General features: G+C 70.4%; 18 protein-coding genes and 1 pseudogene. 5 read left to right on the top strand and 14 right to left on the bottom strand.

Going from position 1 to position 22,823, the window contains the following annotated elements:
• Positions 1–145 precede the first annotated feature (145 nt).
• Both ACF061_RS25985 and ACF061_RS25980 read right to left on the bottom strand, forming a co-directional pair.
• Positions 146–1,339, bottom strand: coding sequence for a cytochrome P450 (locus ACF061_RS25985; RefSeq protein WP_392269514.1), 1,194 nt, complete (start codon positions 1,337–1,339; stop codon positions 146–148).
• 225 nt (positions 1,340–1,564) lie between these two features.
• Positions 1,565–1,807 (bottom strand): transposase, encoded by a 243-nt coding sequence (locus ACF061_RS25980; protein ID WP_392269381.1) that lies wholly within the window; start codon positions 1,805–1,807, stop codon positions 1,565–1,567.
• Between the two features lie 377 nt (positions 1,808–2,184).
• Here ACF061_RS25980 and ACF061_RS25975 point away from each other — a divergent pair, with 377 nt between their 5' ends.
• Entirely contained in the window at positions 2,185–2,910 is a 726-nt protein-coding gene (locus tag ACF061_RS25975; RefSeq protein WP_392269380.1) for a dienelactone hydrolase family protein, read from the top strand.
• Positions 2,911–3,092: 182 nt separating this feature from the next.
• Here ACF061_RS25975 and ACF061_RS25970 read toward each other — a convergent pair whose 3' ends face one another.
• Complete coding sequence (locus ACF061_RS25970) at positions 3,093–5,399, bottom strand: Rv1355c family protein (RefSeq protein WP_392269379.1); 2,307 nt, start codon at positions 5,397–5,399, stop codon at positions 3,093–3,095.
• A 7-nt stretch (positions 5,400–5,406) separates the two neighbouring features.
• Positions 5,407–6,123, bottom strand: coding sequence for a GNAT family N-acetyltransferase (locus ACF061_RS25965; RefSeq protein ID WP_392269378.1), 717 nt, complete (start codon positions 6,121–6,123; stop codon positions 5,407–5,409).
• 667 nt (positions 6,124–6,790) lie between these two features.
• Here ACF061_RS25965 and ACF061_RS25960 point away from each other — a divergent pair.
• Positions 6,791–7,843, top strand: coding sequence for a methyltransferase (locus tag ACF061_RS25960; protein WP_392269377.1), 1,053 nt, complete (start codon positions 6,791–6,793; stop codon positions 7,841–7,843).
• Between the two features lie 370 nt (positions 7,844–8,213).
• On the opposite strand, the gene ACF061_RS25955 is transcribed toward ACF061_RS25960, so the two are convergent.
• On the bottom strand, positions 8,214–9,644 hold the full coding sequence (locus tag ACF061_RS25955) for an endo-1,4-beta-xylanase (RefSeq protein WP_392269376.1): 1,431 nt from the start codon (positions 9,642–9,644) through the stop codon (positions 8,214–8,216).
• A gap of 1,151 nt (positions 9,645–10,795) precedes the next feature.
• On the opposite strand from ACF061_RS25955, the gene ACF061_RS25950 reads away from it, so the two are divergent.
• From ACF061_RS25950 to ACF061_RS25940, 3 genes and pseudogenes are all read left to right on the top strand, one after another.
• Positions 10,796–12,220, top strand: a complete 1,425-nt coding sequence (locus ACF061_RS25950; RefSeq protein WP_392269375.1) for a non-reducing end alpha-L-arabinofuranosidase family hydrolase — start codon at positions 10,796–10,798, stop codon at positions 12,218–12,220.
• 149 nt (positions 12,221–12,369) lie between these two features.
• Positions 12,370–12,784: pseudogene (locus tag ACF061_RS25945) on the top strand (hypothetical protein); the annotation flags it as partial.
• A gap of 83 nt (positions 12,785–12,867) precedes the next feature.
• A complete protein-coding gene (locus tag ACF061_RS25940) occupies positions 12,868–13,500 on the top strand; it encodes a hypothetical protein (protein WP_392269374.1) in 633 nt (210 codons plus the stop codon).
• A 28-nt stretch (positions 13,501–13,528) separates the two neighbouring features.
• On the opposite strand, the gene ACF061_RS25935 is transcribed toward ACF061_RS25940, so the two are convergent.
• The 9 genes from ACF061_RS25935 to ACF061_RS25895 form a co-directional block, all read right to left on the bottom strand.
• The gene (locus ACF061_RS25935) at positions 13,529–13,888 is read right to left on the bottom strand and encodes a hypothetical protein (protein WP_392269373.1); all 360 of its coding nucleotides are present in this window, start codon (positions 13,886–13,888) and stop codon (positions 13,529–13,531) included.
• Positions 13,889–13,920: 32 nt separating this feature from the next.
• Positions 13,921–14,154, bottom strand: a complete 234-nt coding sequence (locus ACF061_RS25930; protein WP_392269513.1) for a hypothetical protein — start codon at positions 14,152–14,154, stop codon at positions 13,921–13,923.
• A gap of 191 nt (positions 14,155–14,345) precedes the next feature.
• Positions 14,346–15,683, bottom strand: coding sequence for an erythromycin esterase family protein (locus ACF061_RS25925; RefSeq protein ID WP_392269372.1), 1,338 nt, complete (start codon positions 15,681–15,683; stop codon positions 14,346–14,348).
• 85 nt (positions 15,684–15,768) lie between these two features.
• Positions 15,769–16,518: a thioesterase II family protein gene (locus tag ACF061_RS25920; protein WP_392269371.1), complete on the bottom strand. Its 750-nt coding sequence runs from the start codon at positions 16,516–16,518 to the stop codon at positions 15,769–15,771.
• Positions 16,519–16,533: 15 nt separating this feature from the next.
• On the bottom strand, positions 16,534–17,349 hold the full coding sequence (locus ACF061_RS25915; protein ID WP_392269370.1) for a winged helix-turn-helix domain-containing protein: 816 nt from the start codon (positions 17,347–17,349) through the stop codon (positions 16,534–16,536).
• Positions 17,350–17,400: 51 nt separating this feature from the next.
• Positions 17,401–18,579 (bottom strand): cytochrome P450, encoded by a 1,179-nt coding sequence (locus ACF061_RS25910; RefSeq protein WP_392269369.1) that lies wholly within the window; start codon positions 18,577–18,579, stop codon positions 17,401–17,403.
• 22 nt (positions 18,580–18,601) lie between these two features.
• A complete protein-coding gene (locus tag ACF061_RS25905; RefSeq protein ID WP_392269368.1) occupies positions 18,602–19,894 on the bottom strand; it encodes an MFS transporter in 1,293 nt (430 codons plus the stop codon).
• A 47-nt stretch (positions 19,895–19,941) separates the two neighbouring features.
• On the bottom strand, positions 19,942–20,922 hold the full coding sequence (locus ACF061_RS25900; protein ID WP_392269367.1) for a TauD/TfdA family dioxygenase: 981 nt from the start codon (positions 20,920–20,922) through the stop codon (positions 19,942–19,944).
• A gap of 21 nt (positions 20,923–20,943) precedes the next feature.
• Positions 20,944–22,823 (bottom strand): condensation domain-containing protein (locus ACF061_RS25895; RefSeq protein WP_392269366.1); only part of this gene is annotated, 1,880 nt, incomplete at its 5' end.

Here is a 22,823-nt window from a genome sequence, read left to right as displayed (position 1 = left end):
ATCGCCTCTCTCCCGTCCGGTGCGCGACGCCTGCGCCGCAGCACCGCGGACAGTGTGGACCCCGCCCCTGACAGTCCCCGCTGACCTGCGCGAACGGCGTGCCGTGACCGCTCAACCGCCCGTCAGCCCGCCTGCGGCGGGCGTATCACCACCGCACCGGCAGGCTCCGCCTCCCCCGGATCAGCAACCCCGGGAGCCACTCGCCCGGCTCCCCGTCCGCCGTCAGATCCGGGCAGCGCTCCAGCAGCGTGCGCAGCGCCACCTCGCCCTCGAGGCGGGCGAGGGGGGCGCCCAGGCAGAAGTGGATCCCGTGTCCGAAGGACAGATGGTTCCGGGCGTCGCTGCGCCGTACGTCGAAGCGTTCCGGATCGGGGAAGCGCGCCGGGTCGTGGTCCGCGCCGGCCATGGCGATCAGCACGATGGCACCGCGCGGCACCGATACGCCGCCGACCTCGGTGTCCTCAAGGGCGATGCGCGGCGTGGTGGTCGCCACCGGCCCGTCGTAGCGCAGCGTCTCCTCCACCAGCCCCGTCGCCAGCCCCGCCGGATCGGCCCGTACGGCCGCCAGCTGCTCGGGGTGCGCGAGGAGCGCGCGCACCGCGTTGCCGATCGTGTTGACCGTCGTCTCGTGCCCGGCGACGAGCAGGAGGAAGGCCAACGAGACCAGCTCGTCCTCGGTGAGCCGGTCGCCGCCCTCGTCGACCGTGTGGACGAGGGCGCTGAGCAGGTCCTCCCCAGGGCTCTCGCGCTTGGCGGCGATGAGCCCGGTGAGATACGGCATGATCCGCTCGTACGCGTCCTTCTCCGCCTCGGGGCTGGTGGGCGCGAGGGTCTCGTTGGACCAGGCGTGGAAGGAGGCGCGGTCCAGGCCGGGGACGCCGAGCAGCTCGGAGATGACGATCATGGGGAGCGGGGAGGCGAACGCCTCGATGAGGTCGGCGCGGCGCGCTCCGTCCGCCGTCATGTGGTCCAGCAGCTCGTCGGTGATCTCCTGGACGCGCCCCCGCATCCCCTCGACCCGCCGGGCCGTGAACTCCCCCGCCACCAGCTTCCGCAGCCGGGTGTGGTGGGGCGGGTCGCTCATCAGCATGTTGGAGTTGCCGAGCATGTTCAGGGCGTACGGCGGGCTCCAGCCGGTCTGCCGCCACTCGCGATGCCAGTCCCGGCTGAGCTGCGGGGCGGTGAAGGCCTCGCGCGCGGCCTCGTACCCGACCACGAGCCACACCACGCCCCTGTCGGGCGTCACTACCTGGTGCACCGGACCGCGCTCGCGCAGCCTCGCGTAGGCGGTGTACGGGTCGGCGACGAAGTCGGGGCTGAGCGAGGCGAGTAACTCGATCCCGCCGGGGTTGTCGCGCCGTTCGGTTCTGTCGGGTATCGCGGGATCGGCGGCGGCTTTCTCGGTCTCGGTCACGACGGGATTCCCTTCCCTCAGGCCCGGGTTGACCGGTCCCCGCCGGCCACACCGAGCACTCCGAGCACGGCCGCTCACTTTAATCTCGCACCACCACCCGCACAACTACCCGCTCCCCTTGCCACTACTGACCTTGAACGCGCGATGTCGTCACGGTGAATCGAGGAGTCCGGTGCCGGTGAGGCAGCCGTCGAGGACGTCGTGTCGGTACTGGAGTTGGCGGAGGCCGTGCCGGATCGCGGTGATCAGGCCGGCTGGGGTCCTGAAGGCCCGGTCGGCGGTGGTGGAGCGGCGCAGGACGGACCAGATGCCGTCGACCGGGTTGAGGTCGGGTGCGTAGGGCGGTAGCCGGTAGACGGTGAGCCGGTCGCGGTCGGCGGTGTAGCGGCGCATTCCGGCGGTGAGCTGGGCGTCGAGGTCATCCCCTCCTCCTCGCTTCCCTCGTACACGAGGGAAGCGTCACATGCCGGGCCCGGTCACTGGACGGCCGTCGTCGCTGATCGTCACGGTCTCGCCGACGACGGCCATCGTGCTGGACGAACCCCTCCCATGCCCTGCCGTCGTCGGTGCTGTCGGCGGAGGGCGCGGCACGTCGCGACATCGACCGTTGCCGGGGTCAACAGCGGTCTGTGCTCCATGCCGGTGACGTGCCGGGACCAAGATCGCAGCGACCTGCTGGTCATCGTCGCAGTTCAGAGAGGTACCAGCGTTGTCCGGTCGGCCCTGTCGGTCCGATCGTCCCGGCCCGGAGGTCGCTACAGTGCGTTCCCATGATCGCGGTTACCACACGTTCGGTCGCCTACCCGGCCGACGGTCTGACGATGGTCGGGCACCTGGCGCTCCCGGCCGGCACCGACCGTCGGCCCGCAGTCCTGGTCGGGCCCGAGGGGACCGGACTGAACGACTTCCAGCGCCGCAGGGCCGACGCCCTGGCCGAGATGGGGTACGTGGCGTTCGCCTTCGACATCCATGGCGGACGGTGGTTCACCGAGCCCGAAGAGATGATGGCACGAGTAACCCCCCTGCTCGCGGATCCCGACCGGATGCGGGGGATCGGTCACGCGGCGCTCGACGTGTTGCGTGCCGAACCGCGGACCGATCCCGACCGGATCGCCGTCATCGGCTACGGCACCGGGGGCGCCATCGGGCTGGAACTCGGGCGTGACGGTGTCGACCTGCGTGCGATCGGGACAGTCAACGCCCTGACCACGGGCCGACCGGGTGAGGCGGCGCGCATCCGCTGTCCTGTGTGGGCAGGGGTCGGATCGGAAGACCCGATCATGCCGCCCGCGCAACGGGAGGCTTTCGTCGCCGAAATAGTGGCCGCGGGAGTCGACTGGCGTCTCGTGATCTACGGCGGTGCTCTGCACGCCTTCCACCACCCGCCGGTGAACCAGCGCGTGCGCCCTGGAGTGGGCCACCACCCTCGACACGCGCGACGTGCCTGGAGTGACGTCGTCGGTCTGCTCGACGAGTGTCTGCCCGTAACGGAGTGATGCTTCCAGGAGTGCCGGTCGGGGGCCGCGAACCGGCAGGCGTCCTGCCCCGCGGCCGGGTCAACGAGGGCGACCCTCCTCATGACGCATCCGTTGTCGCGGACGCTCACGGCGTCACGCGCTGTCGGAACATGGCCGCCTGAAGATCACCGACAGCGTTCCGCGGCCGTGCCGGAGCCACGTCACGCCCTGCTCCGCGAAGGCGGCCCTGCGAATCGGAGCACCGAGTCGACGGTGCGGCGCAGCGAGCGGGTCGTCGGCGGCGACGCGTAGGAGAGCCGAAAGAGCATGAGCTCGGCCTCGTCCGGCTTGCCGGGGATGAGGGTGTTGAACCTGGTGCGCAGAGTGCGCAGGACGTCGGTCTCGGTGGCGTCGAGCCCGGTCGTGCTGCCACCTTCCACGCGGGCGAACAGGTAGAGCAGGGAGGTGTGGGGCTGGAATCCCAAGCCGAGGGAAGTGGCGGTGAGCCAGAGCCGTTGCAGGGCGCGGCCGCCCTTGACGAAGGCGTGAGGGCCCTTGCCCGGGATGGTGAGGCAGCCGACGGCCGATGAGGCGGCAAGGGCCTTTCCGGCACTCTCCTCGAAGGCTTTGCCGCCGCCGATCCGGCGGACGAAAGCCAGACCGGGCCATTGTCGCGCCAGACGGAGGCCCGCGAGGTCGACCTCGTCGAACCCCAGAGTGGCGACGTCTATGCCGTCCCGCGTGCGCCGCGTCTCCTCGGGGTCCCAGCGCAACTCGTTCATCATCTCCCGGTGCAGTTGCGGGGAGAGTATCCGCAGCCGGTCGCCCGCCCCCAGGACCCGCCCCATCTCGTCCAACTGTTCGCGGCCGGTGACGAGGTGGAGTCGGGCGCCGCTCTCGGTGGCGCAGTCCGTCAGCGCTGCGGCGTGCGACTCGGCGAGTGGGCGAACGGGGCCGGGACCGCGGTTGGTGGTGCGGTGCTCGATCCAGTCGAACAGTGCGGGGCGCGGGACGTCAGCCGCGCTGGAGAAGGTGAGTCGGCAGACCAGGCCGGGGTCGGCCGGGATGGGGAAGTACCGCACATGGCAGGCCGAGCCCGAGGCTTGGGCCGCGAGGTGAATGTTCTCCACCGCCGCTCCGATGGCCAGATGGGTGGCGCGGCCTTCGAAGTCGAGCATGGTCTGCGGCTGCGTGGCGTCGACGCGGCAGTCCAACGCCTCGTCATGGGCTGTGAACTGCCAGGGCTGGCTGTTGCCGCCGGACGGCGCCTGGATGCCGTAGGCGACCAGGCGGCGGATGCCTTCTTCACTCAGGGTGGCGCCGGCGTTGATGGACGGCGGCAGGAGGAGGGGAGGGGAGGCCTCCTCCGCAGTGGGCTCGGACGTGGGCTCCGCTGGTGTCAAGGCGGTCTCCGCGCCCTCGCGGATCAGCGTGCCGGGATCGACGAAGTACCGTCCCGAGGCGGTGAACTGACCGAGGAGGAGGCGGCGAGCGGTGTCCGTCACCAGCGCGGCGCCCAGGCTGACTCCCGAGGCGAGTTGTGGCCATGAGGAGATGGTCTTGCCCGTCTCGACGAGGGAGGAGACCAGACGCTCGGAGGGCTCGTCCTGACCGAGGATGCGGAGGAGGTGCGGGAGCTTTTCGCGGGTCGACATCGCCTTGACCCCGGCGGCCGCCACTCCCCGCAGAAGGCCGTGCAGAAGGGGACGTCCAGGTTCGAGGTCGAACCGCTCCACATCCAGCATGCCGCGCTCGTTGGTCTCCATCAGGACGGGGATGCCGAGCGCGCGGGCGCGTTCGCGGACGTGGACCTTGAGGAACATGTCGTCGCACTCCTCGACGAGGAGGTCGGTGCGGCCACCGCCCGCGAGGAAGGCGTCGGTGTTCTCCTCGGTCAGTCCCTCCGGCCAGACAGAGATGTCGAGGTAGGGGTCGATCTCGTACATCTGCCGTGCGGCGATGACGACTTTGGGCAGGCCGACGTCGGCGACCGAGGCGCGGAGCCGGTTGAGGTTGGAGAGGGAGAGGTGGTCGAAGTCGGCGAGCCGGAAACGGTTGCCCACGCCCTCCTGAGCGAGGGTGACCGCACTTGCGGCGCCCACGGAGAGGCCGACCACGGCCACGGTCTTCCGTGACAGGAGGTTCTGCTCCTCGGCGGTGATCTTGTAGCGGTTGCGGGACTGACGGAGCTCGCGGTGCTCGGCCGGCGGTAGGACGTGGACGAGCTGCCGCGACCAGGCGTACCACGCCCATGTGCCGTACTCCGCCGGGGGCCTACCGCCGAGGTGGTCAGTGACCGCGGAGGCCAACTCGTCGGCGTTCGGACGCCAGTCGGGGCGTCGAGCGGAGAGGAGCTCTGCCAGCTGGTCGGCGCACGTGTCGTGGACGGAGTCGACGACACCGCTTTCGAGGAGCTCTGTCAGGGCGGCACGTTGCTCGGGCTCGACCGGTGCGTACAGCCTCGGTCGCCATGGAGCCATGTCGCCGGCGGTCTGGGTGAGGGTGCCGAGACGCGCTTCCAGGTTCATTGATCTCCTAACGTGCGTCGCCTACGGATGCCGAGGCGGTGGAGTGCCCGAGGCCGAGTTTCTCGGCGACGGCGCGGGCCACGTCGGTGGGGATGAGGGGCGCTTCGTCCAGGGCGCGGTCCAGCAGCACCGCCGCATCGGTCAATCGCTCCTCGCGATGGCGGATGGCCTCTGCCCGGTTGATGGAGTAGTACGCCGTGATGCCCGGGAACGGGCGGTCGTGCAGGGGGCGGTCATGCCGGAAACGGAGACCGCACCGTTCGTATCCCTTGATCCGTTCGGTGGGGCCGCTGCCACAGATCACGGTTGCCCCCAGTCGCTGGGCCGCCACGACGGAGGCGAAGCACAGCAGGGACGCGAGGTTGCGGCCCCGCCAGTCGTGATCCACCCAGATGCCGCAGATCTCTGCCACCGACTCGCCGGCGGCGACTTCGTCCGCCAAGGCATCGTTGAAATCCTGGCTCGCGAGGTGGATCTCGGACGGCAGCTGGCCCGCTATTTTCCGGTGGATGCGGATACCGCCGACGAGGCTCTCGTCCTCGTCGCCTGCCGTCTCGTCGAAAACAGCAAGGTAACTCAACGGGTCGCGAGTAGTGCGCGGGTCCGTGCTTCCGTACTTCGTCAACGTCTCGTAGCCGGGTGCGGAGTAAGCGCGCTGCTGGGCTTCGAGATAGGCGTCGTAGGCGGGATCATTGAACTGTGCGTCGAGTAGCCGGAGGTACATCGGGGATCCTTGTGGGTCGAGTCGCCTCTGGGTCACGGATGTGGCTGCGGACGGCATCAAAAGATACAGAACGCCCCATGGCCGGCCAGATGCTTTTTGGTCTTCTTCGACGCTTGCGCGTCTCGCAGCCATATTCCGGAGCGGATCCTCGACTGTAATCGACGAATGGGGGGTCGCGATTCCGGCGGCCTGTCCGTTTTGAAAAAAAGTTCCGGCTACCTGCCGCTCTATCCAATGGGCGATTTTCAGCCCCTTGACGCTCGGGCTGGGGCCGGGATCGGGGCTCCTTCGGTCGAAAATGAAGGGGTGCGGAGGTGGAAGCGAGTGATTCAGGCCATCAACGAGCGGGTTGGGGCGGCAATGGTCTTGCGCGGTTCTCGGGGTTGGTGTTGCCTCATGGTGCATCGCGACCTGAACGGATTCGTCGTGCGGGCAGGGCGCGTCAACGGGGAGGAAATCGTCGATGACGCAGGTGAGGGTGACGGTCTAGCGCCGCCCACTTGGTGCCGCGTCCCCGGGACAGGGTGCGGCACGCTGCGGGGATCTCGCTTCCACTGCCTGTCTCAATGCCGCCAATCGTTGCAACCGGACATTGCTGGACTTCGCCACGACACGACACGGCCGAGGATTCACGCCCGAGGCTCGTAGCACCGTGAAGGAGATCACCATGACCACACCGTCAGCGACCGCCATGGACGAGCTGTGGAAGCTGGTTTATACCAGCTTTCGGTTCCCGTTCCTGCACGCCGCACTGCGCCTGAAATTGTTTGCCCTGCTCAAGGAGCGGCCAGGCAGTACTCTCGAAGAGATAACCCAGGCGCTGGAGTTGGAGGAACGCGCGGGCCATGTGCTGCTGTTGGGATGCAGCACATTCGAGCTTGTGCGCAAGGAGGACGGTGGGTATCACAACACTGCCGCGACCGATGTCCTCGCGGGCGATCCGGACGAATTCATGCCGGTCGTCATCCGCTACACCCACGAGATGCTGTATCGCCCTATGGGTTGGCTCTACGAATCGCTGGTGGAGAACGACAACTTGGGGCTGGACCGTGAGCTGCTTGCCGGCTCGTCGGCGACCACGCTCTACGAGCTGCTCGGCGAGGACGAGAACCTCGAAAAGGTGTGGACGGCCATGATGGAACATCAGAGCCGCTCGGTGGTCGAGGACTTCGTCAATTCCGTGGACTTCTCATCCTACCGGCATGTACTGGACGTCGGCGGCGGCACCGGAACAAATGCCATCGCCTTCGCCCGGCGGTGGCCGCACCTCCAGGCGACCATCCTCGAACTCCCCAACGTGGCGAAGATGGCGGAGGAGCAGATCGCCGAGGCGGGTCTTGTCGACCGTGTCCACGCGGTCGGAGCCGACATCTGGCAGGAAGAGTTCCCCACGTCCCACGACTGCGTCGTATTCTCTCGATTCCTCGAGATCTGGTCGCCGGAACAGGTGCGCGACCTTTTCGCCAAGTCCTACCGGGCGCTGAAGCCGGGAGGACACCTGGTGATCGTCGCTTGCGCCCAGGACGACGACGAGACCGGTCCCGCCCACGCCGCGTTCATGTCGGCGTACGTGCACACGATCGCGTCGCCCGAGGGCCGCATCTACACGCCGAAGGAATTCGAGCAGTGGTACACCGAAGCGGGGTTCGAGCCGATGGACCGGCAATATCCCGGGCGGTTCGACGTCGTCCTGCGCGCCCGTAAGCCCGACGTCGGCTGAGTCGTCCTGAAGCTGAGGGCATTCGTCGCGTTGTTCGGTGGGGGCGCGCATCAGGCCGTGCGGTGGATCCGCCGTCGGCCTTCGCTCGGCGCCATCCATTCGGCATGCCACGGTCCCACCGGCGCGAGTGGCGGCACTGCCCCGGCGGTCGGCGGTCGGTTCGGCGGAGTACACCGCCCCGGCCGGGTTTCGTGGTTCGGGTGGAGCGCTCCACCTGTTTCTCTCGGTCCACCACCTGGTTGCGGCGGTCTGCTCAGCCCTGGGCGGGACGGACTCCCGGCCCTGACGCCCGTTCGACGTCTGGGCGTCCGCACGGCGGACGATGAGCCGAGGAATCGGTCCTGACCAGGGCTTCGCCGGGATCCGTCGATCAGGTGCGGGTCCAGCGCTGGTTGCCGCCGTTCGAGCAGGAGTAGAGCTGGATCAGGGTGCCGTTGGCGGTGCCGCCTGCGACGGCGTCGAGGCAGAGGCCGGACTGGACGCCGACGATGGATCCGTCGGAGTTGAGGCGCCACTTCTGGTTGTCGCCGCCCCAGCAGCTGTAGATCTGGACCTTGGCGCCGTTGCCGGTGCCGGCGGCGTCCAGGCACTTGTTGCCGTAGACCCTGAGCTCGCCGGCGTCGGTGTACGTCCACTGCTGGTTGGTGCCGCTGTGGCAGTCCCACAGCTGGAGCTGGGTGCCGTCGGCGGTACTGGCGCCGGGCACGTCCAGGCAACGGCCCGAGCCGACGCCCTTGATCTGCCCGCCGTCCGAAGGGGGCGTCGTGGAGCCGCCGTTGAGTGCGTTGAGGACGGCGGTGTAGGCGGGCTTCTTGCTGCCGTCGCCGTTGAACAGCAGCGGCGTGTCACCCGATCGCCAGGAGTCGGTGTCGCGCACCCCCCAGACGGTGATGCCCAGGCAGCGCGTGACGGCCAGGCAGTCGTTGACCACGTTGGCGTAGGTCGAGGCCGAGGCGCCCTGGATGTCCAGTTCGGTGATGGCCACGTCGACGCCGAGGGCGGCGAAGCTCTGCAGGGTGGTGCGGAAGTTGCTGTTGTAGGGGCTGCCGCTGTTGAAGTGCGACTGGAAGCCGACGCAGTCGATCGGCACGCCGCGCTGCTTGAAGTCCCGCACCATGGAGTACACGGCCTGGGTCTTGGCCCAGGTCCAGTCCTCGATGTTGTAGTCGTTGTAGCAGAGCTTGGCCGCCGGGTCGGCGGCGCGCGCGGTGCGGAAGGCCACCTCGATCCAGTCGTTGCCGGTGCGCTGCAGGTTGGAGTCGCGCCGGGCCCCCGAACCCCCGTCGGCGAAGGCCTCGTTCACGACGTCCCACTGTGCGATCTTGCCCTTGTAGTGGGCCATCACGCCGTTGATGTGGTCAATCATCGCCTGGCGCAGTGCGCTGCCGCTGAGGCTCTGCATCCAGCCGGGCTGCTGGGAGTGCCAGGCCAGGGTGTGGCCGCGCACCTGCTTGCCGTTCTGCACCGCCCAGTTGTAGACGCGGTCGGCGGCGGTGAAGCTGAACTGGCCGCGCTGCGGTTCGGTGGCGTCGATCTTCATCTCGTTCTCGGCCGTCACCATGTTGAACTCGCGGCCCGCGATCGCCGTGTACGTCGAGTCGCTCAGCCTGCCCGAGGCGATGGCGGTGCCGAAGTAGCGGCCGCTCTGCGCCGCCGCGGCGCCGAGCGTGCTCTCGGCGGCGTGCGCGCTCGGCGGCGCGACCAGTGCGGCGACCACGCCCAGGACGCCGGCGACCAGCGTCAACAGCAGGCCGCGGATCTTCCGGCGGACGACGGGTCTGGGAAGGGCGTACGAGCCCATGACTGTGCCTCCAAGGGGGAGATCAAGGGAGAGATCATGGAAGGACTGAAGCGCAGGAGTCCGCGTCGTCCGCTCCCATGCGGTAGACGGACGCACGAACGAACGGACGGGCGGGTCGGGCCGGAGTCCGGGCAGCACGGAATGACCGGACACCGTGGTCATGCGGCGGGACGATCTTCGAGACGGGCTTCGAGACGGGCACGGGGCACCCCCGTCGGCTCGGTCGGGGAACCGTGGCGTCACGTACCTTCCCCCTGCCTGCGGAGCCGGGGACGCGCTGATGCGAGCCCCACCGGAACGAAACGGGGTGGCCGAGGTGATGTGGTGCGTGGATCGGTGGTGCAGTCGTGCGTGGATCTGGCGTACGTCAGGGATTGCCCGAGGCGACGTGGTTCGAAATGTCGAACTGGGGCCGGTTTCTCAGACAGGAATGATTGAGGTGCTGCACCGGCATCGTCAATACTCGACGCCCAAGAAGTTTCTGATTTATGTCCGAAAGTTTCGATGCCCTGCCGGGCGGATGGTGAACTGCGGCGCGGTCGGAGCCGGAAGCCGTAGGGCAGAGGTCGACATCGGGGAAGTGTGCGGACGATTCTCCTCGCTCTGACGTGAGGTGGGGTGAGGTGCAGTCGTTCTGTCGGTTGACGTGCGATGTCTCGTCGGCGAGTTCCTCGCAACATTTCGGCATGAGTAGCGATACCTGCGAGGGGAGTTGACGCCGAGCATCCGTTCCCTATCATTCAGCTTGCTCGACACTTCGACCTTTGTTCGATATTGCGAACGTGGCGAGTCGCTCCATCGCGCAGCAGGGCAATTCGCTCCATCGCACAGCAGGGCAATTCCGGGTGGGGCGCAGGGCCCTGACGCAGAGCCGCAAGGAGTTGTGTCGCATGCGTATGTCATGGCCGCGCCAATCACGCTGTCCGGTCGTGACACCCGGGTGTCCGGCCGTCCAGGCCTCCACCCCTGGCACTCTGCCGCCCGCAGGCGCCGGGGGCGCCGCCGGCCCTGGAGGAGGTCGCGAAGGGCCGCCAGGTCACAAGCGGTCAACCGTGGCGCTCAGGGCCGTTGCGCACCGCACCGCACCGACAGTCCGGACGCCCTCGGACGAGGCCGACCGGAACCGCCCACTCAACGTTGAGGAAGTCCCCATGCACAGGAGAAGTCTCAGGCGCAGGCACACGTCCGCGGTGCTCGCCGCCGCGGTCGCGGTCCTGGCCGCGTTGGCGGCGATGCTCGTCGTCACCCCGGCCCAGGCGGCGACCAGCGGCGCCCTGCGCGGTGTCGGTTCGAACAGGTGTCTAGATGTGATCGGCGCCGGCCAGGACGACGGCACGAACCTGCAGATCTACGACTGCTGGAGTGGGACCAACCAGCAGTGGACGCTGACGGACGACCATCAGTTGACCGTGTACGGCAACAAGTGCCTGGACGTCCCCGGCCACGCCACCGCGCCCGGTACCCGGGTGCAGATCTGGTCCTGTTCCGGCGGCGCCAACCAGCAGTGGCGGGTGAACTCCGACGGCGCGGTCGTCGGAGTGGAGTCCGGGCTGTGCCTGGAGGCCGCGGGCGCCGGTACGGCCAACGGCACGGCAGTGCAGATCGGGACGTGCAACGGTGGCAGCAACCAGAAGTGGACCGGCCTGACCGGGACGCCGCCGACGGATGGCACGTGCTCTCTTCCGTCGACGTACCGGTGGACGTCGACGGGCGTCCTGGCACAGCCGGCGAACGGGTGGGCCGCGGTGAAGGACTTCACCACCGTGACGTACAACGGAAAGCACCTGGTCTACGCGTCGAACGTGTCGGGATCGTCCTACGGCTCGATGATGTTCAGCCCCTTCACGAACTGGTCGGACATGGCGTCGGCCGGCCAGATGGGGATGAACCAGGCCGCGGTGGCGCCCACGCTGTTCTACTTCGCGCCCAAGAACATCTGGGTGCTGGCCTACCAGTGGGGTGCGTCGCCCTTCGTCTACCGCACGTCGAGCGACCCCGCCAACCCCAACGGCTGGTCCGCTCCGCAGCCGCTGTTCACCGGGAGCATCTCCGGCTCCGACACCGGGCCGATCGACCAGACCCTGATCGCCGACGGTCAGAACATGTACCTGTTCTTCGCCGGGGACAACGGCAAGATCTACCGGGCGAGCATGCCGATCGGGAACTTCCCGGGCAACTTCGGCTCGTCGTACACGACGGTCATGAGCGACACGAAGGCCAACCTGTTCGAGGCGCCGCAGGTCTACAAGGTCCAGGGCCAGAACCAGTACCTGATGATCGTCGAGGCCATGGGGGCGAACGGGCGTTACTTCCGCTCCTTCACAGCCTCCAGCCTCAGTGGCTCGTGGACCCCGCAGGGCGCCGGCGAGAGCAACCCCTTCGCGGGCAAGGCCAACAGCGGTGCCACCTGGACCAACGACATCAGCCACGGTGACCTGGTCCGCAACAACCCCGACCAGACCATGACCGTCGACCCCTGCAACCTGCAGTTCCTGTACCAGGGCAAGTCCCCCACCGCGGGCGGCCCCTACGACCAGCTGCCGTGGCGGCCGGGTGTCCTCACCCTGCGGCGCTGACCCGCCCGGTCCACGGTGACCGTGATGTGGTGCGGTCCGCGAGCATGTGGGAAAGCGGTTCACCGCGTGGGCCCTCCCGCCTGCTGACCGGCGCTCACCGTTCCGAGGGACCCCGGCCGCGCCGCGGCCGGGGTTCCTCCCGCCTCACGGTTGCCAAGCGGTCGGGATGGATCGAGTTCGGGGCCACGGCGGGCATCGCGGCGGGCGTCGGCTTTCTGCCCGCGACCGCGGCCGTGGGCACGGCCGCGGTGCTCATCCCGCTGGCGACCGATACCGCCAGTGGAGCTGTCGAACAGGTCATGGGCCAGATGGTCGGCGACATCTCCGACAACTGGGTGGATGAGCACAAGGAGAAGATGGAGGGCCTCACCGACACGGAGAAGAAGAAGATCTACTCCGCCGGTGAGAGCATGGCCGAGGCCCTGATGGAGGAGTTCCTGGCGTCTCACGGTGTGGGAACGAAGGACGTGTTCAGGCAGGACCTGCACGAATCGACGCCGGATCGGCTACGGGGTCGGCAACGACCGGGAGAACCAGCAGGGCAACCGCCCGGAGACCGGCTGAGGCCGGTGGACGGCCGAGGACATGTAAGGGTGCGGACAGTGATCAGTCGTAGGTCGGTACGCGGAGGACTCCTCTCCGCGGCCGTGGCCGCCTCGTTGCTTCTCGGGGCCGCCGGTTGTGGAGGAGACGGAGACAAGGACGGACTTCCGAAGGACTACAAGATCGTTGCCGGGACACAACTCTGCGGTGGTGATGCCGTGTCCGCCGACGCGTCCCGTGCGCTGAAGGTGATCACGGGGTCGTCGCGGTTCGAGGCGTCGGGCAAGGAGTACTCCGTCGCGCGGGCCGCGGCGAACCTTGCCCAGATGTACCCGACCCCCACTAGGACCAATGACGTCTGCCGTGTCTACACGCCCATCGGCACGCCGAAATTCGAGCTCAGGATCACCTGGAACGTGGAAGACGGCGCCCCGACGGGCGACTCGGCTCCGAATTTCACGGCGCTGAAGATGGGGGAGCGGGCCGTGGCGGCGGCGGACAAGGCGTACGTCTATTTCGCCTGCCGGAGCGACAAGTTGGCCGAGACGGCGGAACCGGCCCACATCGTCATCGGCGTGGAGCGCTGGGGTATGCCGAAGGAGCCCGAAGGTGACATCAAGGCGTTGAAGGACGCCTACGCCACCGTGGCCCACTCCATCTCGCTGGCCATGGCCAAGGAGCTGCGCTGCGAGAAGAACGGCGGGCTCCCCGCGGAGCCCGTGCTGGACCCCGCGTAGCCGTCGGTGTGTGCGGAGACGACCGTGATCAGGGAGTCAGGGCGGGGGCGAGGGTGAGGGGGCGGGTGTTCTGCTGGTGCGGGTGGCCGCCTTCCTGCGCCTGCCAGGCCGCGACGGAGGCCAGGCAGGTCTCCTCCTCGGGGGTGAGTCCGGCCGGGTCGGGCTCGGCCGGGGCCGCGGCGGCGAGCAGGTGGACGCCGACGACCGCCTCGGGGTGGGCTTCGGCGAGACGTGAGGTGATGCCGGCGCCCAGGTCTCCGGTCCACCGACGCGCTGTCCAGGCCCATGCGCTCGCGGGTCTCCGGCAGCCGGGACACCCAGGTCGCGCCGGCCAGGCCCAGGGCGGCGAGGACCAGGTACGTCGACCGCACGGCCATCGCGGTCTCACGCGAACCGAACCCGGTTCGCCGGCACCGGTGTTCACGTTCCCGATCCGGTGGCCGGACCGAGGGTCTGCGCGATGGCCGCCCGTGTCTCCTCACGCGGCTCCTGGTCCGTCGACAGCAGTGCGTGCGTGATCAGCCCTTCCAGCAGGGCGTCCAGGCGGGCGGCGGCCTCGGGCCCGGCGAAGCGGGCCAGAACGGCGCCTGAGGCCCTGGTCCACTCGTGTGTCAGCGCGCGCAGAGCGGGGTCGCGCAGCGCGGCGAGGTGCAGTCCGAAGCCGAGGACCCGCCCCGGTGCCGGTGCTCGATTCGGGCGGCTTCACGTGCGGGAGCGTACCGAGCGGCACGGGGCTCGCCGGGGCGGGCCGCGTGCCGCTCGGCTACCGGCTCCGTACCGGTGGCCGCGGGCGGGCGGTGATCCGGAGTCGGCCCCGAGCCGGGTCGCCGGCCGCGCGGGGGTCGTCAGGCCGGGGGCGCCAGGAGGCGGGCCGGTGTGACGTGGTGGAGGTGGAAGAGGAGGTCGTGGAAGGCCGTGGGAGCGATCTCGTGGGGGCGTTCGGGGTAGGACGTGCCGATGCTGCGGGTGGGCCGGGGGGTGTTCAGCCAGGCGCGGGCCTCGGCGGGGGCGGTGCGCAGGTCCATGAAGAAGTCGCCGGGACGCACCCGGTCGAGGAAGCGTTCGGTGCTGCCGCGCGGCGGGGCGCCCACGGTGTGGACACGGGCCGTGCCGTCGCGGTCCGTCGCGTTGAAGGAGCCGTCGCCGAACGTCACGCCGACGCTCACATAGTCCGTGCCCAGCCGTTCCCGCAGGAACGCGCCCTGCATGCGGGGGTAGCGCGGGTCGGAGGTGCGGTAGGCGACATGGCTGTCGTGCGCGGACAGCAGGACCTTCCGGCCCGTCCGGGCCGCCCACCAGGCGACGTTGTCCGCCATCAGGCGGTCCCGGTAGCCCATGGACCGCCTCAGCTGCTCCGGGTCGTCGAAGTCGAACGCGTAGCCGCGCGCGGTCTGCGCCAGGGTCCGGGCGTGCTGCACCGCCCAGGCGTGGGCGTCCTCGGTCGCGCCGGGGGGAACCGGCCGCCGGGCGAGCAGGGACAGCGCCGCCTCCGCGCGGACGGCCATCGCGCGGCGCTCGGCCAGGGGCCGGGTCAGGTACGCCTTCATGTAGGCGCCCGCCGTCGTGGTGGGCCGCAGCCCCCGGTACAGCGCGGTCAGGCGCGGCAGCAGGTCCGGCAGGTACCGGGCCGTGTACCGGAGCACCCTGTCGTACTGCTCCGGTCCCGCGTACGCGAAGTCGTCGCCCATGAAGCGCACCGGATCCGCCGGGTGCCCGACGTTGTAGGCGCGCATCCACTCGACGAGGGCCAGGTACTCCTCCGTGTTCCACCACGCGTACGTGTCCTGGAACTCCTCCCGCATGATGCGCCGCGGGTCGCCCGCGCCGGTGCGCACGTACGAGTCCAGCCGCAGGCCGCTGCTCCAGCTCGTCTCCAGAGCGAAGGTGCGGAAGCCCTCGTGCTCCACCAGGTAGCGCAGGACGCGGTGCTTCAGGGTGAAGAACTCGTGCGAGCTGTGGGTCGCCTCGCCGAGCCCCACCACCTTCGCGCCGCCCACCATACGTCCCAGGGGGCGCAGGTCGCCCAGGTCGCCGTACGGCCCGGTGGTGAGCAGCGGGCGGGCGCCGCGTTCCGCGGCTCGCAGGGCGCGGGTCTCGGGTGGCGGGAGGGTGCCGGAGCCCACGACGCCCGCGCAGAGCAGCAGGACCAGTAACAGGACGAGTACGGACCGGTTGCGTGCCATACGACAAGGTTCCGGCTCCGCGCGGCCTCAGGACATCCGACGCACCCCCGCTTCCGCGTGGGCTCTCCCGACCACGGGCATGCCGCTAAACCGGAAGAGTCCGTGCCGGTTCCATGGCGATGCGGGCCACCCGCTCGACCCCCGGCACCAGGTAGAAGTGGTCGCCCTCCAGGACCGTGAGGGCGAACGAGCCCGAGGTCAGCGCGCTCCACTCGGCCGCCTCCTCCGGGGTGACCCGCGGGTCCCGGTCGCCGGTCAGGGCGTGGACGTCGGCGCGCAGCGCGGGCGCGTCCGGCCGGCGGCGGTAGCCGTCGATCAGGTGGTAGTCGTTGCGGATCACCGGCAGCAGCAGCTCCCGCATCTCGGGGTCGCCGAGCACGTCCGCGTGGGTCCCGCCCAGGGACCGGACCGTCTCGACCACGTCGTCGTCCGTCCGTACGGCCGGGCCGGCCGAGCCGTCGGGGGACCGGCCGGAGACGCACAGCCGGGTGACCTGGGAGGCGCCCGCGTGTTCGAGGCGCAGCAGCGTCTCGTACGCGACGGCCGCGCCCATGCTGTGCCCGAAGAACACGGTCGGCAGCGGCGGCAGGGCCGACAGCTCGTCGGTGACGGCCGACACCAGCGGGTCCATCGTCGGGATCAGCGGTTCCCGGAACCGGTTCTCGCGGCCCGGGTACTGGACGGCCAGCAGCTCGACCGAGGGGTCCGTGTACTGGGCCCAGGGGCGGTAGAAGCTCGCCGCGCCACCCGCGTGGGGAAAGCAGACCAGGCGGCGCGCGGGGCGGCCGGGCCGGGTGTGGCGGGTCAGGTACGGCGAGGGTGAGGAAGTGGGCACGGTGGGGTCCGATCTTCAGCCGAGGATGGCCTCGCCCAGCGGGGTGAGGCTGTGGACCGCCAGGTTCTGCTGGCGCTCCGTGGTCACGAATCCGGCGCGGCGCAGGACGGTGAGGTGCTTGCTCGCGGAGGGGCTCGATATCCGCACGCGGTCGGCCACCTGCCCGGTCGAACGGGTCTCCCGCAGGGCCGCCAGCACGTCGGCCCGCGTGCGGCCGAGCAGGGCGTGCAGGGCGGATTCCCCCTCGCCGCCCTGCCACAGCGCGGCGGCCGTCTCCGCTTCCGGGGCGATGTCGTACACCAGGATCGGCAGGCCGTGCCAGCCCATGCGGTCGTCGATCAGCAGGGGGTGCGGGGCGAACAGGGACGGGACGAGCGTCACGCCCCGGCCGCCCAGGCCGGCGCGCCGGGACGGCTGCGCGGTGTCGACGCGGAGCACCGGGGCGTCCCACCGGATGGCGTCGTGCCGGCTGTTGAGGACCTGCTCCATGCCGCCGGTGAGCATCGCCCGCCCGGCGGCGTCGCGCTCCGCCTTCAGTAATCGCTGGATGCGGTCCCAGAACGGCTCGACGGCCACCGCGTGGAACGTGTCCGTCTCACGCGGGAAGGGTGACGTCAGGGTCTCCACGAGGGACGCGCCCGGCTCCGTCACCGGATGCGTGGCGGAGATCCTGCGCAGCCGGTGCCGGGTGGCCCGGCGCCACTCGGTCAGCGCGTCCCGGCGCCGCTCCGCCAACCGCCCCCAGGCCATGTGGGCCTCGAACGCGACGCCCAGGGTGCCGATGATGCGTACACGAGCCAGGTCCTCAACGCCGAGGCACAGTTCCAGCACGACGAGGGCTCCCCCCAGTGGTCGGTCACGAGCATATGAACGGGTGAAGGATCAGCGCCAGTCCATGGAGACCTCGAGGCCGCTGTATCCCTGCACCAGGTTGGAGCGCATCCAGCGCACCTCCCCGGCCAGTTCCACACCACGCGCTTCGGTGGCCAACTCCTGGAGCAACGCGCGTAGTTCGAGACGGGCGAGGGCGGCGCCGAGGCAATGGTGCGGGCCGTTGCCGAACCCCAGGTGGCGATTGGGTGAGCGGTCCGGGCGGAAGCGGTGCGGGTCCGCGAAGAGCCGCTCGTCCCGGTTGGCGGCGGACAGCCACGCCACCACCGGCTGCCCCTTGAGGATCTCCTGGCCGCCGATCGCGCAGTCCTCGGTGGCCACCCGCAGGACGTGCGCCGCCGGGGACGTCCAGCGGACCACCTCCTCCACGGCCGGCCCGGCGAGGTCCGGGTCGGCGCGCAGCGCGTCCAGCGTGCCGGGGAACGCCTGGAAGGCGTGGAAGGCGCCGGTGATCGAGTGGCGGGTGGTCTCGTTGCCGCCGATCAGCACGTTGTCGCAGTTGATGAGCACGTCCTCGGTGCTGAGCCGGCCGTCCTCGAGCAGCGCGCTGACCAGGTCGGAGCCGGGTTGCCGGCGGCGCCGTTCGATCAGTTCGTAGAAGTAGAAGAGGATCTCCGTGTGCGCCTCGGCCGGTGTCATCCGGTCGAAGCTGCTCTCCTCGCCGCCGAAGGCGTGGTTGGTCAGCTCGATCAGGTGCTCCCGCTCGCTGAGCGGCACGCCGATGACCTCGCAGACGATCGCGGCGGGCAGCCGCGGTCCGATGCGCAGGGCGATGTCGGTGGAGTCCTGGGACCGCAGCCGGTCGATGACGTCCCGTACCTCCCGGTGCAGCACCGACTGGAGTTCGGGGGCGCGCAGCCGGGAGAGGAACGGGCCGATGAGCCGCTTGAGCGTGGAGTGCCAGTCGCCCTCGCTCACCACCAGCATCCTGCCGCCGGAGTTGTCGGGGTGCTCGGCGTCGAAGCCGATCATCATGCCGTACTCGGAGGTGAAGGGGGCTTTGGGGGAGAGGACGGCGGAGACGTCCCGGTGGGAGAAGACCGACCAGAAGCCGGACGGGGCCAGGCCCGGATCGCTCCAGACCTTGGCGTCCGCCCGGATGTACTCCTGCCACATGGTGAAGCGGGCATCGGTGGTGTAGAGATCGGGGTTGGCCAGATCAAGGGTCATGGCGGGTGTCTCTGCCTGTCTGTCAGCGGACGGGGGGAGGAATGACCGCGGCCGGTTCCGCGGCGGACGGCGCCTCGTCGGCGGGACCGGCGGGGGAGGCGGGATCGGCGGAGCCGGCGGGGGCGGCGTCGGGCCGCGCGGCCTCGGCCGCCGCGGGTTCCGGTGGCTCGCGCAGGGCCGGGCTCAGGGACGTCAGCAGGGCGATGACCGCCATCGCAGCCGAGCAGCCGAGCAGGCCGGCGAACCGGCCCGCCGCGTCCAGGACGATGCCGCCCGCCAGCGGGGCGATCGCGCCGCCGGCACCGCTGGCGATGGCCGCGACGCTCACCACCCGCCCCCGGTGGCTGTCCGGGGTGAGCTTCAGCTGCCAGGTGGTGAAGTACGCGTTCGCCGTCGGCGCCGCGAAGGCGATCGCGCCCAGCAGCATCCCAGGCGTCCAGCCGCCCGGAAGCACCGCGATCCCCGCCGTGAGCACGACGAACGTCCACAGCACGACGTAGATGGGGCGGGCGCCGGTCAGGACCCGCTGGAGCAGGGGCGAGGCGAGGGCGCCCAGCAGGCCGCCGACGCCGAGCAGCGCCGCCATCACCCCGATGAGCCCGGTGTTCATGCCGCTCGCCTGCGCGGAGGCGATGACGACGAAGTAGATGACGCCGAAGAAGAAGTTCGTCGCCGTCGCGCAGACCAGTCCCACCCGCAGGAACGGGTGGGAGGTGATCCAGCGGACCCCCTCCAGCAGCCCCCGCCCGCTGATCACCGGCCGGTCGGCCGGGGCGCCGGCGGCCGGCGGCTGCCGCTCGAGGAACAGCAGCAGGACCAGTCCGGCGAGATGCGCCAGGCAGCCGACGACGAACGGGAAGGCGTTCCGCACCGCCAGCAGGGCCCCGCCGGCGGACGTGCCGGCGAGCTGGCCCGCGTAGGTGCGCGCCCCGTTCATCGCCACCGAGTCCGCGAGCCGCTCCTGAGCCACCAGGCTCGGGATCATCGCCTCGCCGGCCGCCACCGCCAGGGCGGTCGCCGCCCCGTTGACCAGGGCGAGGACCACCAGCGCGGGCAGTGACACGGTGCCCGCCCACAGCAGCAGGGCCAGTACGCCGAACACGGCGACCAGCGCCGTCTGGCACCCCAGCAGCACACTCCGGCGGTCGAACCGGTCGGCGACGGCCCCGGCGGGCAGCCCCGTCAGGAGCATCGCCGCCGCGTCGACGAAGCCGATGACCCCCGCCTGTGAGGGCGAACCGGTCAGCGCCAGCACGATCAGCGGCAGCACGATCAGCGACGTGCTGTACGCGAACTCGCCGAGCGCCGAACTCACCCACAGCAGCGTGAAGCCGCCGCCTGGCCGCGTCCTTTCGGGCGGCATCAGCCGAGGAGGCGCGAACGCGACTTCGTCCGCACATAGGTGCGCCGCAGATCGCGGACCAGGCTGGTGCGCTTGAGCCAGCGGTCGGTCCCGTCGTAGCGGGGCGTGAACGTGTCACGGCCGTGGACGGCCCGGTGGTTGTCGATGAACACGGCGTCGCCGGGGTCCAGGACGACCCGGTCCGCGGCGTCGGCGAGCAGGCCGGCGGCCTCCTTCAGAGCGGCCTCCGCCTCCCCGTCGCCGGGCACGGCGTCGGTGAAGTCCGCGTCGATCCGCAGGTACGGCGCCTCCTCGGGGCCGAACAGCACCGACGCCACCTCGTGCGGCCGGTCCTCAAGCGCCGAGGGGTTCTCGGCGCTGTGCCGCGGCACCACGTTGTGGGAGTCGTCCGGGAAGAACCGGAAGCGCTCCTGGTGCAGCACCCGCCGCACCGCGTCGGGGAACTCCACCGACTCCACCAGCGCCACCGTCGTCCCCACCGCGTCGGGGTTGCGCAGGCACATCAGCGCCACGTAGTCACCGCGGCAGGAGTGGAACACGTCCTCCGTGTGCAGGGTGAGCTGCTGTCGGCTGCTCGCGCTGGTCAGCGAGTTCTCATGCCCCTTGGCAGGGCAGACGTCGTGCACCAGGCGGCCGTTCTGCTGGTTCACCCAGCCGAACGGCTCGCCGAGCACGGACCCGGTCAGCAGCAGTACCAGTTCCTCGCGGATCGCGGCGGCCTCCTTCTCCGCGACCCGCCAGCTCGGCGGGGTCGGTACCAGGTCCTCGTCGACGGGCAGGTTCCCCAGCACGATGACGGCGTCCTCGGCGGCGCGGGACGCCACCAGGAACCGGCGCACCCCCACCGGAAGCCGCTCCGCCTCGGCGCGGATGCCGTCCGCGTGCTCCAGCGGTGTCCAGACGGGGTGGGCGGCGAGGAACTCGTCCGCGAGCGCCCCCAGTTCGTGCTTCTCGTCGTCGCTCAGGACGTAACGAGCCACAGCAAGACCTCCGATGGGTAGTCAGTTGCCGGCCGCGGCCGCGATCTGCCGCAGGGCGGTGGTGAATTCGTCCGCGAGCCGGCGGACGGTGGCGGGGGCGTGGACGGACGGCGCGTACAGCCAGTCGACGCGGAGTTCGCCGTCGCTGACGGCGGCGACGACGTCGATCAGGTGCGGGCGGATCTGGCCGGGCGCCTGGTCGGCGCCGAGGCCGTCCAGCCGGTCCCGGATCAGCCCGTCGTCGGCCGTGCCGTCCCACTGCCCCAGGTAGTTGAAGCTGATCCGCGGGTGCCGGGCGTCGGCGAGCGCGGTGTGCGCGGCGCTGCCCGGTTCGGACAGGTAGCGCAGGGCCCCGTAGCCGAGCCCGCGCCCGGGCAGCCTGCGCAGCGCCTTCCGCACGGCCTTGAGCGCCGGCTCCCAGGGACCCTCGGGGACGTCGAGGGCGACGGGATACAGGGTGGTGAACCAGCCGACCGTGCGGGACAGGTCGACGTCGTCGAACAGCTCCTCGCGGCCGTGGCCCTCCAGGGTGATCGTCACCGGCGCGCCCGCCCAGTCCCGCAGCACACGGCCCAGCGCGGTCAGCAGCACGTCGTTGATCCGGGTGCGGAACGCGCCGGGCACCCGTTGCAGCAGCACCGCCGTGACGGACCGGTCCAGCGCCGAGGACTCGACGGCGACCTCGCCGTACGTGCTCGCCGCCGGCCCGTCGCACGGGATGTCCACGGCGCCCGAGACGGCCTTGCGCCAGTACGCCGTCTCGTGGTCGAGGCCGCCCGAGCGCACCAGATCGGCCAGCCGCCGCGCCCACCGCTGGTAGCTGGTGGACTTGGCGCCCAGGTCGGCCGGGCCGCCCTCGGCCAGTTGCCGGTACGCGGTGGCCAGGTCCTCCAGGACGACGCGCCACGACACCCCGTCCATCACCAGGTGGTGCACGGCCAGGAACAGGCGGGGCCGCGCCGTGTCCGGCATGCGCAGGAAGACGCCCCGCACCAGGGTGCCGGTGCGCAGGTCCAGCGCGCGCTGCGCTTCCAGCGCGGCGCCGTGCAGCGCGGCGTCGTGCAGCGCCCGCTCGGTGTCCGGCACGGCCGTCAGGTCCCGGACGGTGAGCAGGCCGGCGGGGCGCTCGCCGTACTCCTGGACCCTGCCGCCCGCGGCGTCGGCCGTGTACCGCATGCGCAGCGCGTCATGGTGGTCCACCACCGCTTCCAGGGCGCGCTCCAGCACGGCGGGATCCGTGTCCGGGGCCAGCGCGAGGTGGACGGACATCGCGTAGTGGTCGGGGTGCGCCGGGTGCTCGGCGAAGAACCACCGCTGGACGGGCGTCAGTTCGACCCTGCCGGACACCTCGGGCGCCTCCTCCTCGGTGGGCCCGGCCTCGCCGCCGACGCGCCGCACGGCGGACGCCAGCTCGGCCACGCTCTGATGGACGAACATCAGCTTGGAGGTCAGACGCAGGCCCGCCTGGCGGGCGTGGGAGATGACCTGGATGGAGAGGATGGAGTCGCCGCCGAGTTCGAAGAAGTTGTCGTGGACGCCGACCTTGTCGATGCCGAGGACGTCGGCCCAGATGGCGGCGAGGGTTTCCTCGGTCTCGTCGCGCGGGGCGGTGTAGGCGGCACCCGGCTGCTCGGCCCGGGTCTCGGGGTCGGGCAGGGAGCGGCGGTCGACCTTGCCGCTGGGTGTGAGGGGGAGGTGGTCGAGGGTGACGAAGAGGGCGGGGATCATGTAGTCGGGGAGTGTGTGGGCGAGGTGGGTGCGCAGGTCGGTGACGGGTACGTCGGTGTCGGTGACGGTGTAGGCGACGAGCCGGCGGTGTCCGTCGGTGCCTTCGTGGGCGGTGACGACGCATTCGTGTATGTGGGGGTGGGTGAGGAGTGCGGTTTCGATCTCGCCGAGTT

Origin of the sequence: Streptomyces sp. NPDC015220, assembly GCF_043079345.1 — a bacterium.
Lineage (GTDB): Bacteria > Actinomycetota > Actinomycetes > Streptomycetales > Streptomycetaceae > Streptomyces.
Note: the sequence above shows the minus strand (reverse complement) of the source record. Positions and strands in the feature narration are given on the sequence as shown.

Bases quoted from the DNA above. Each gene is read 5' to 3' on its own strand.
- ACF061_RS25910 (WP_392269369.1), bottom strand. From the start codon at position 18,579: ATGACCCTTGATCTGGCCAACCCCGATCTCTACACCACCGATGCCCGC.
- ACF061_RS25950 (WP_392269375.1), top strand. From the start codon at position 10,796: ATGCACAGGAGAAGTCTCAGGCGCAGGCACACGTCCGCGGTGCTCGCC.
- ACF061_RS25970 (WP_392269379.1), bottom strand. From the start codon at position 5,399: ATGAACCTGGAAGCGCGTCTCGGCACCCTCACCCAGACCGCCGGCGAC.
- ACF061_RS25975 (WP_392269380.1), top strand. From the start codon at position 2,185: ATGATCGCGGTTACCACACGTTCGGTCGCCTACCCGGCCGACGGTCTG.
- ACF061_RS25925 (WP_392269372.1), bottom strand. From the start codon at position 15,683: ATGGCACGCAACCGGTCCGTACTCGTCCTGTTACTGGTCCTGCTGCTC.
- ACF061_RS25960 (WP_392269377.1), top strand. From the start codon at position 6,791: ATGACCACACCGTCAGCGACCGCCATGGACGAGCTGTGGAAGCTGGTT.
- ACF061_RS25965 (WP_392269378.1), bottom strand. From the start codon at position 6,123: ATGTACCTCCGGCTACTCGACGCACAGTTCAATGATCCCGCCTACGAC.
- ACF061_RS25980 (WP_392269381.1), bottom strand. From the start codon at position 1,807: ATGCGCCGCTACACCGCCGACCGCGACCGGCTCACCGTCTACCGGCTA.
- ACF061_RS25955 (WP_392269376.1), bottom strand. From the start codon at position 9,644: ATGGGCTCGTACGCCCTTCCCAGACCCGTCGTCCGCCGGAAGATCCGC.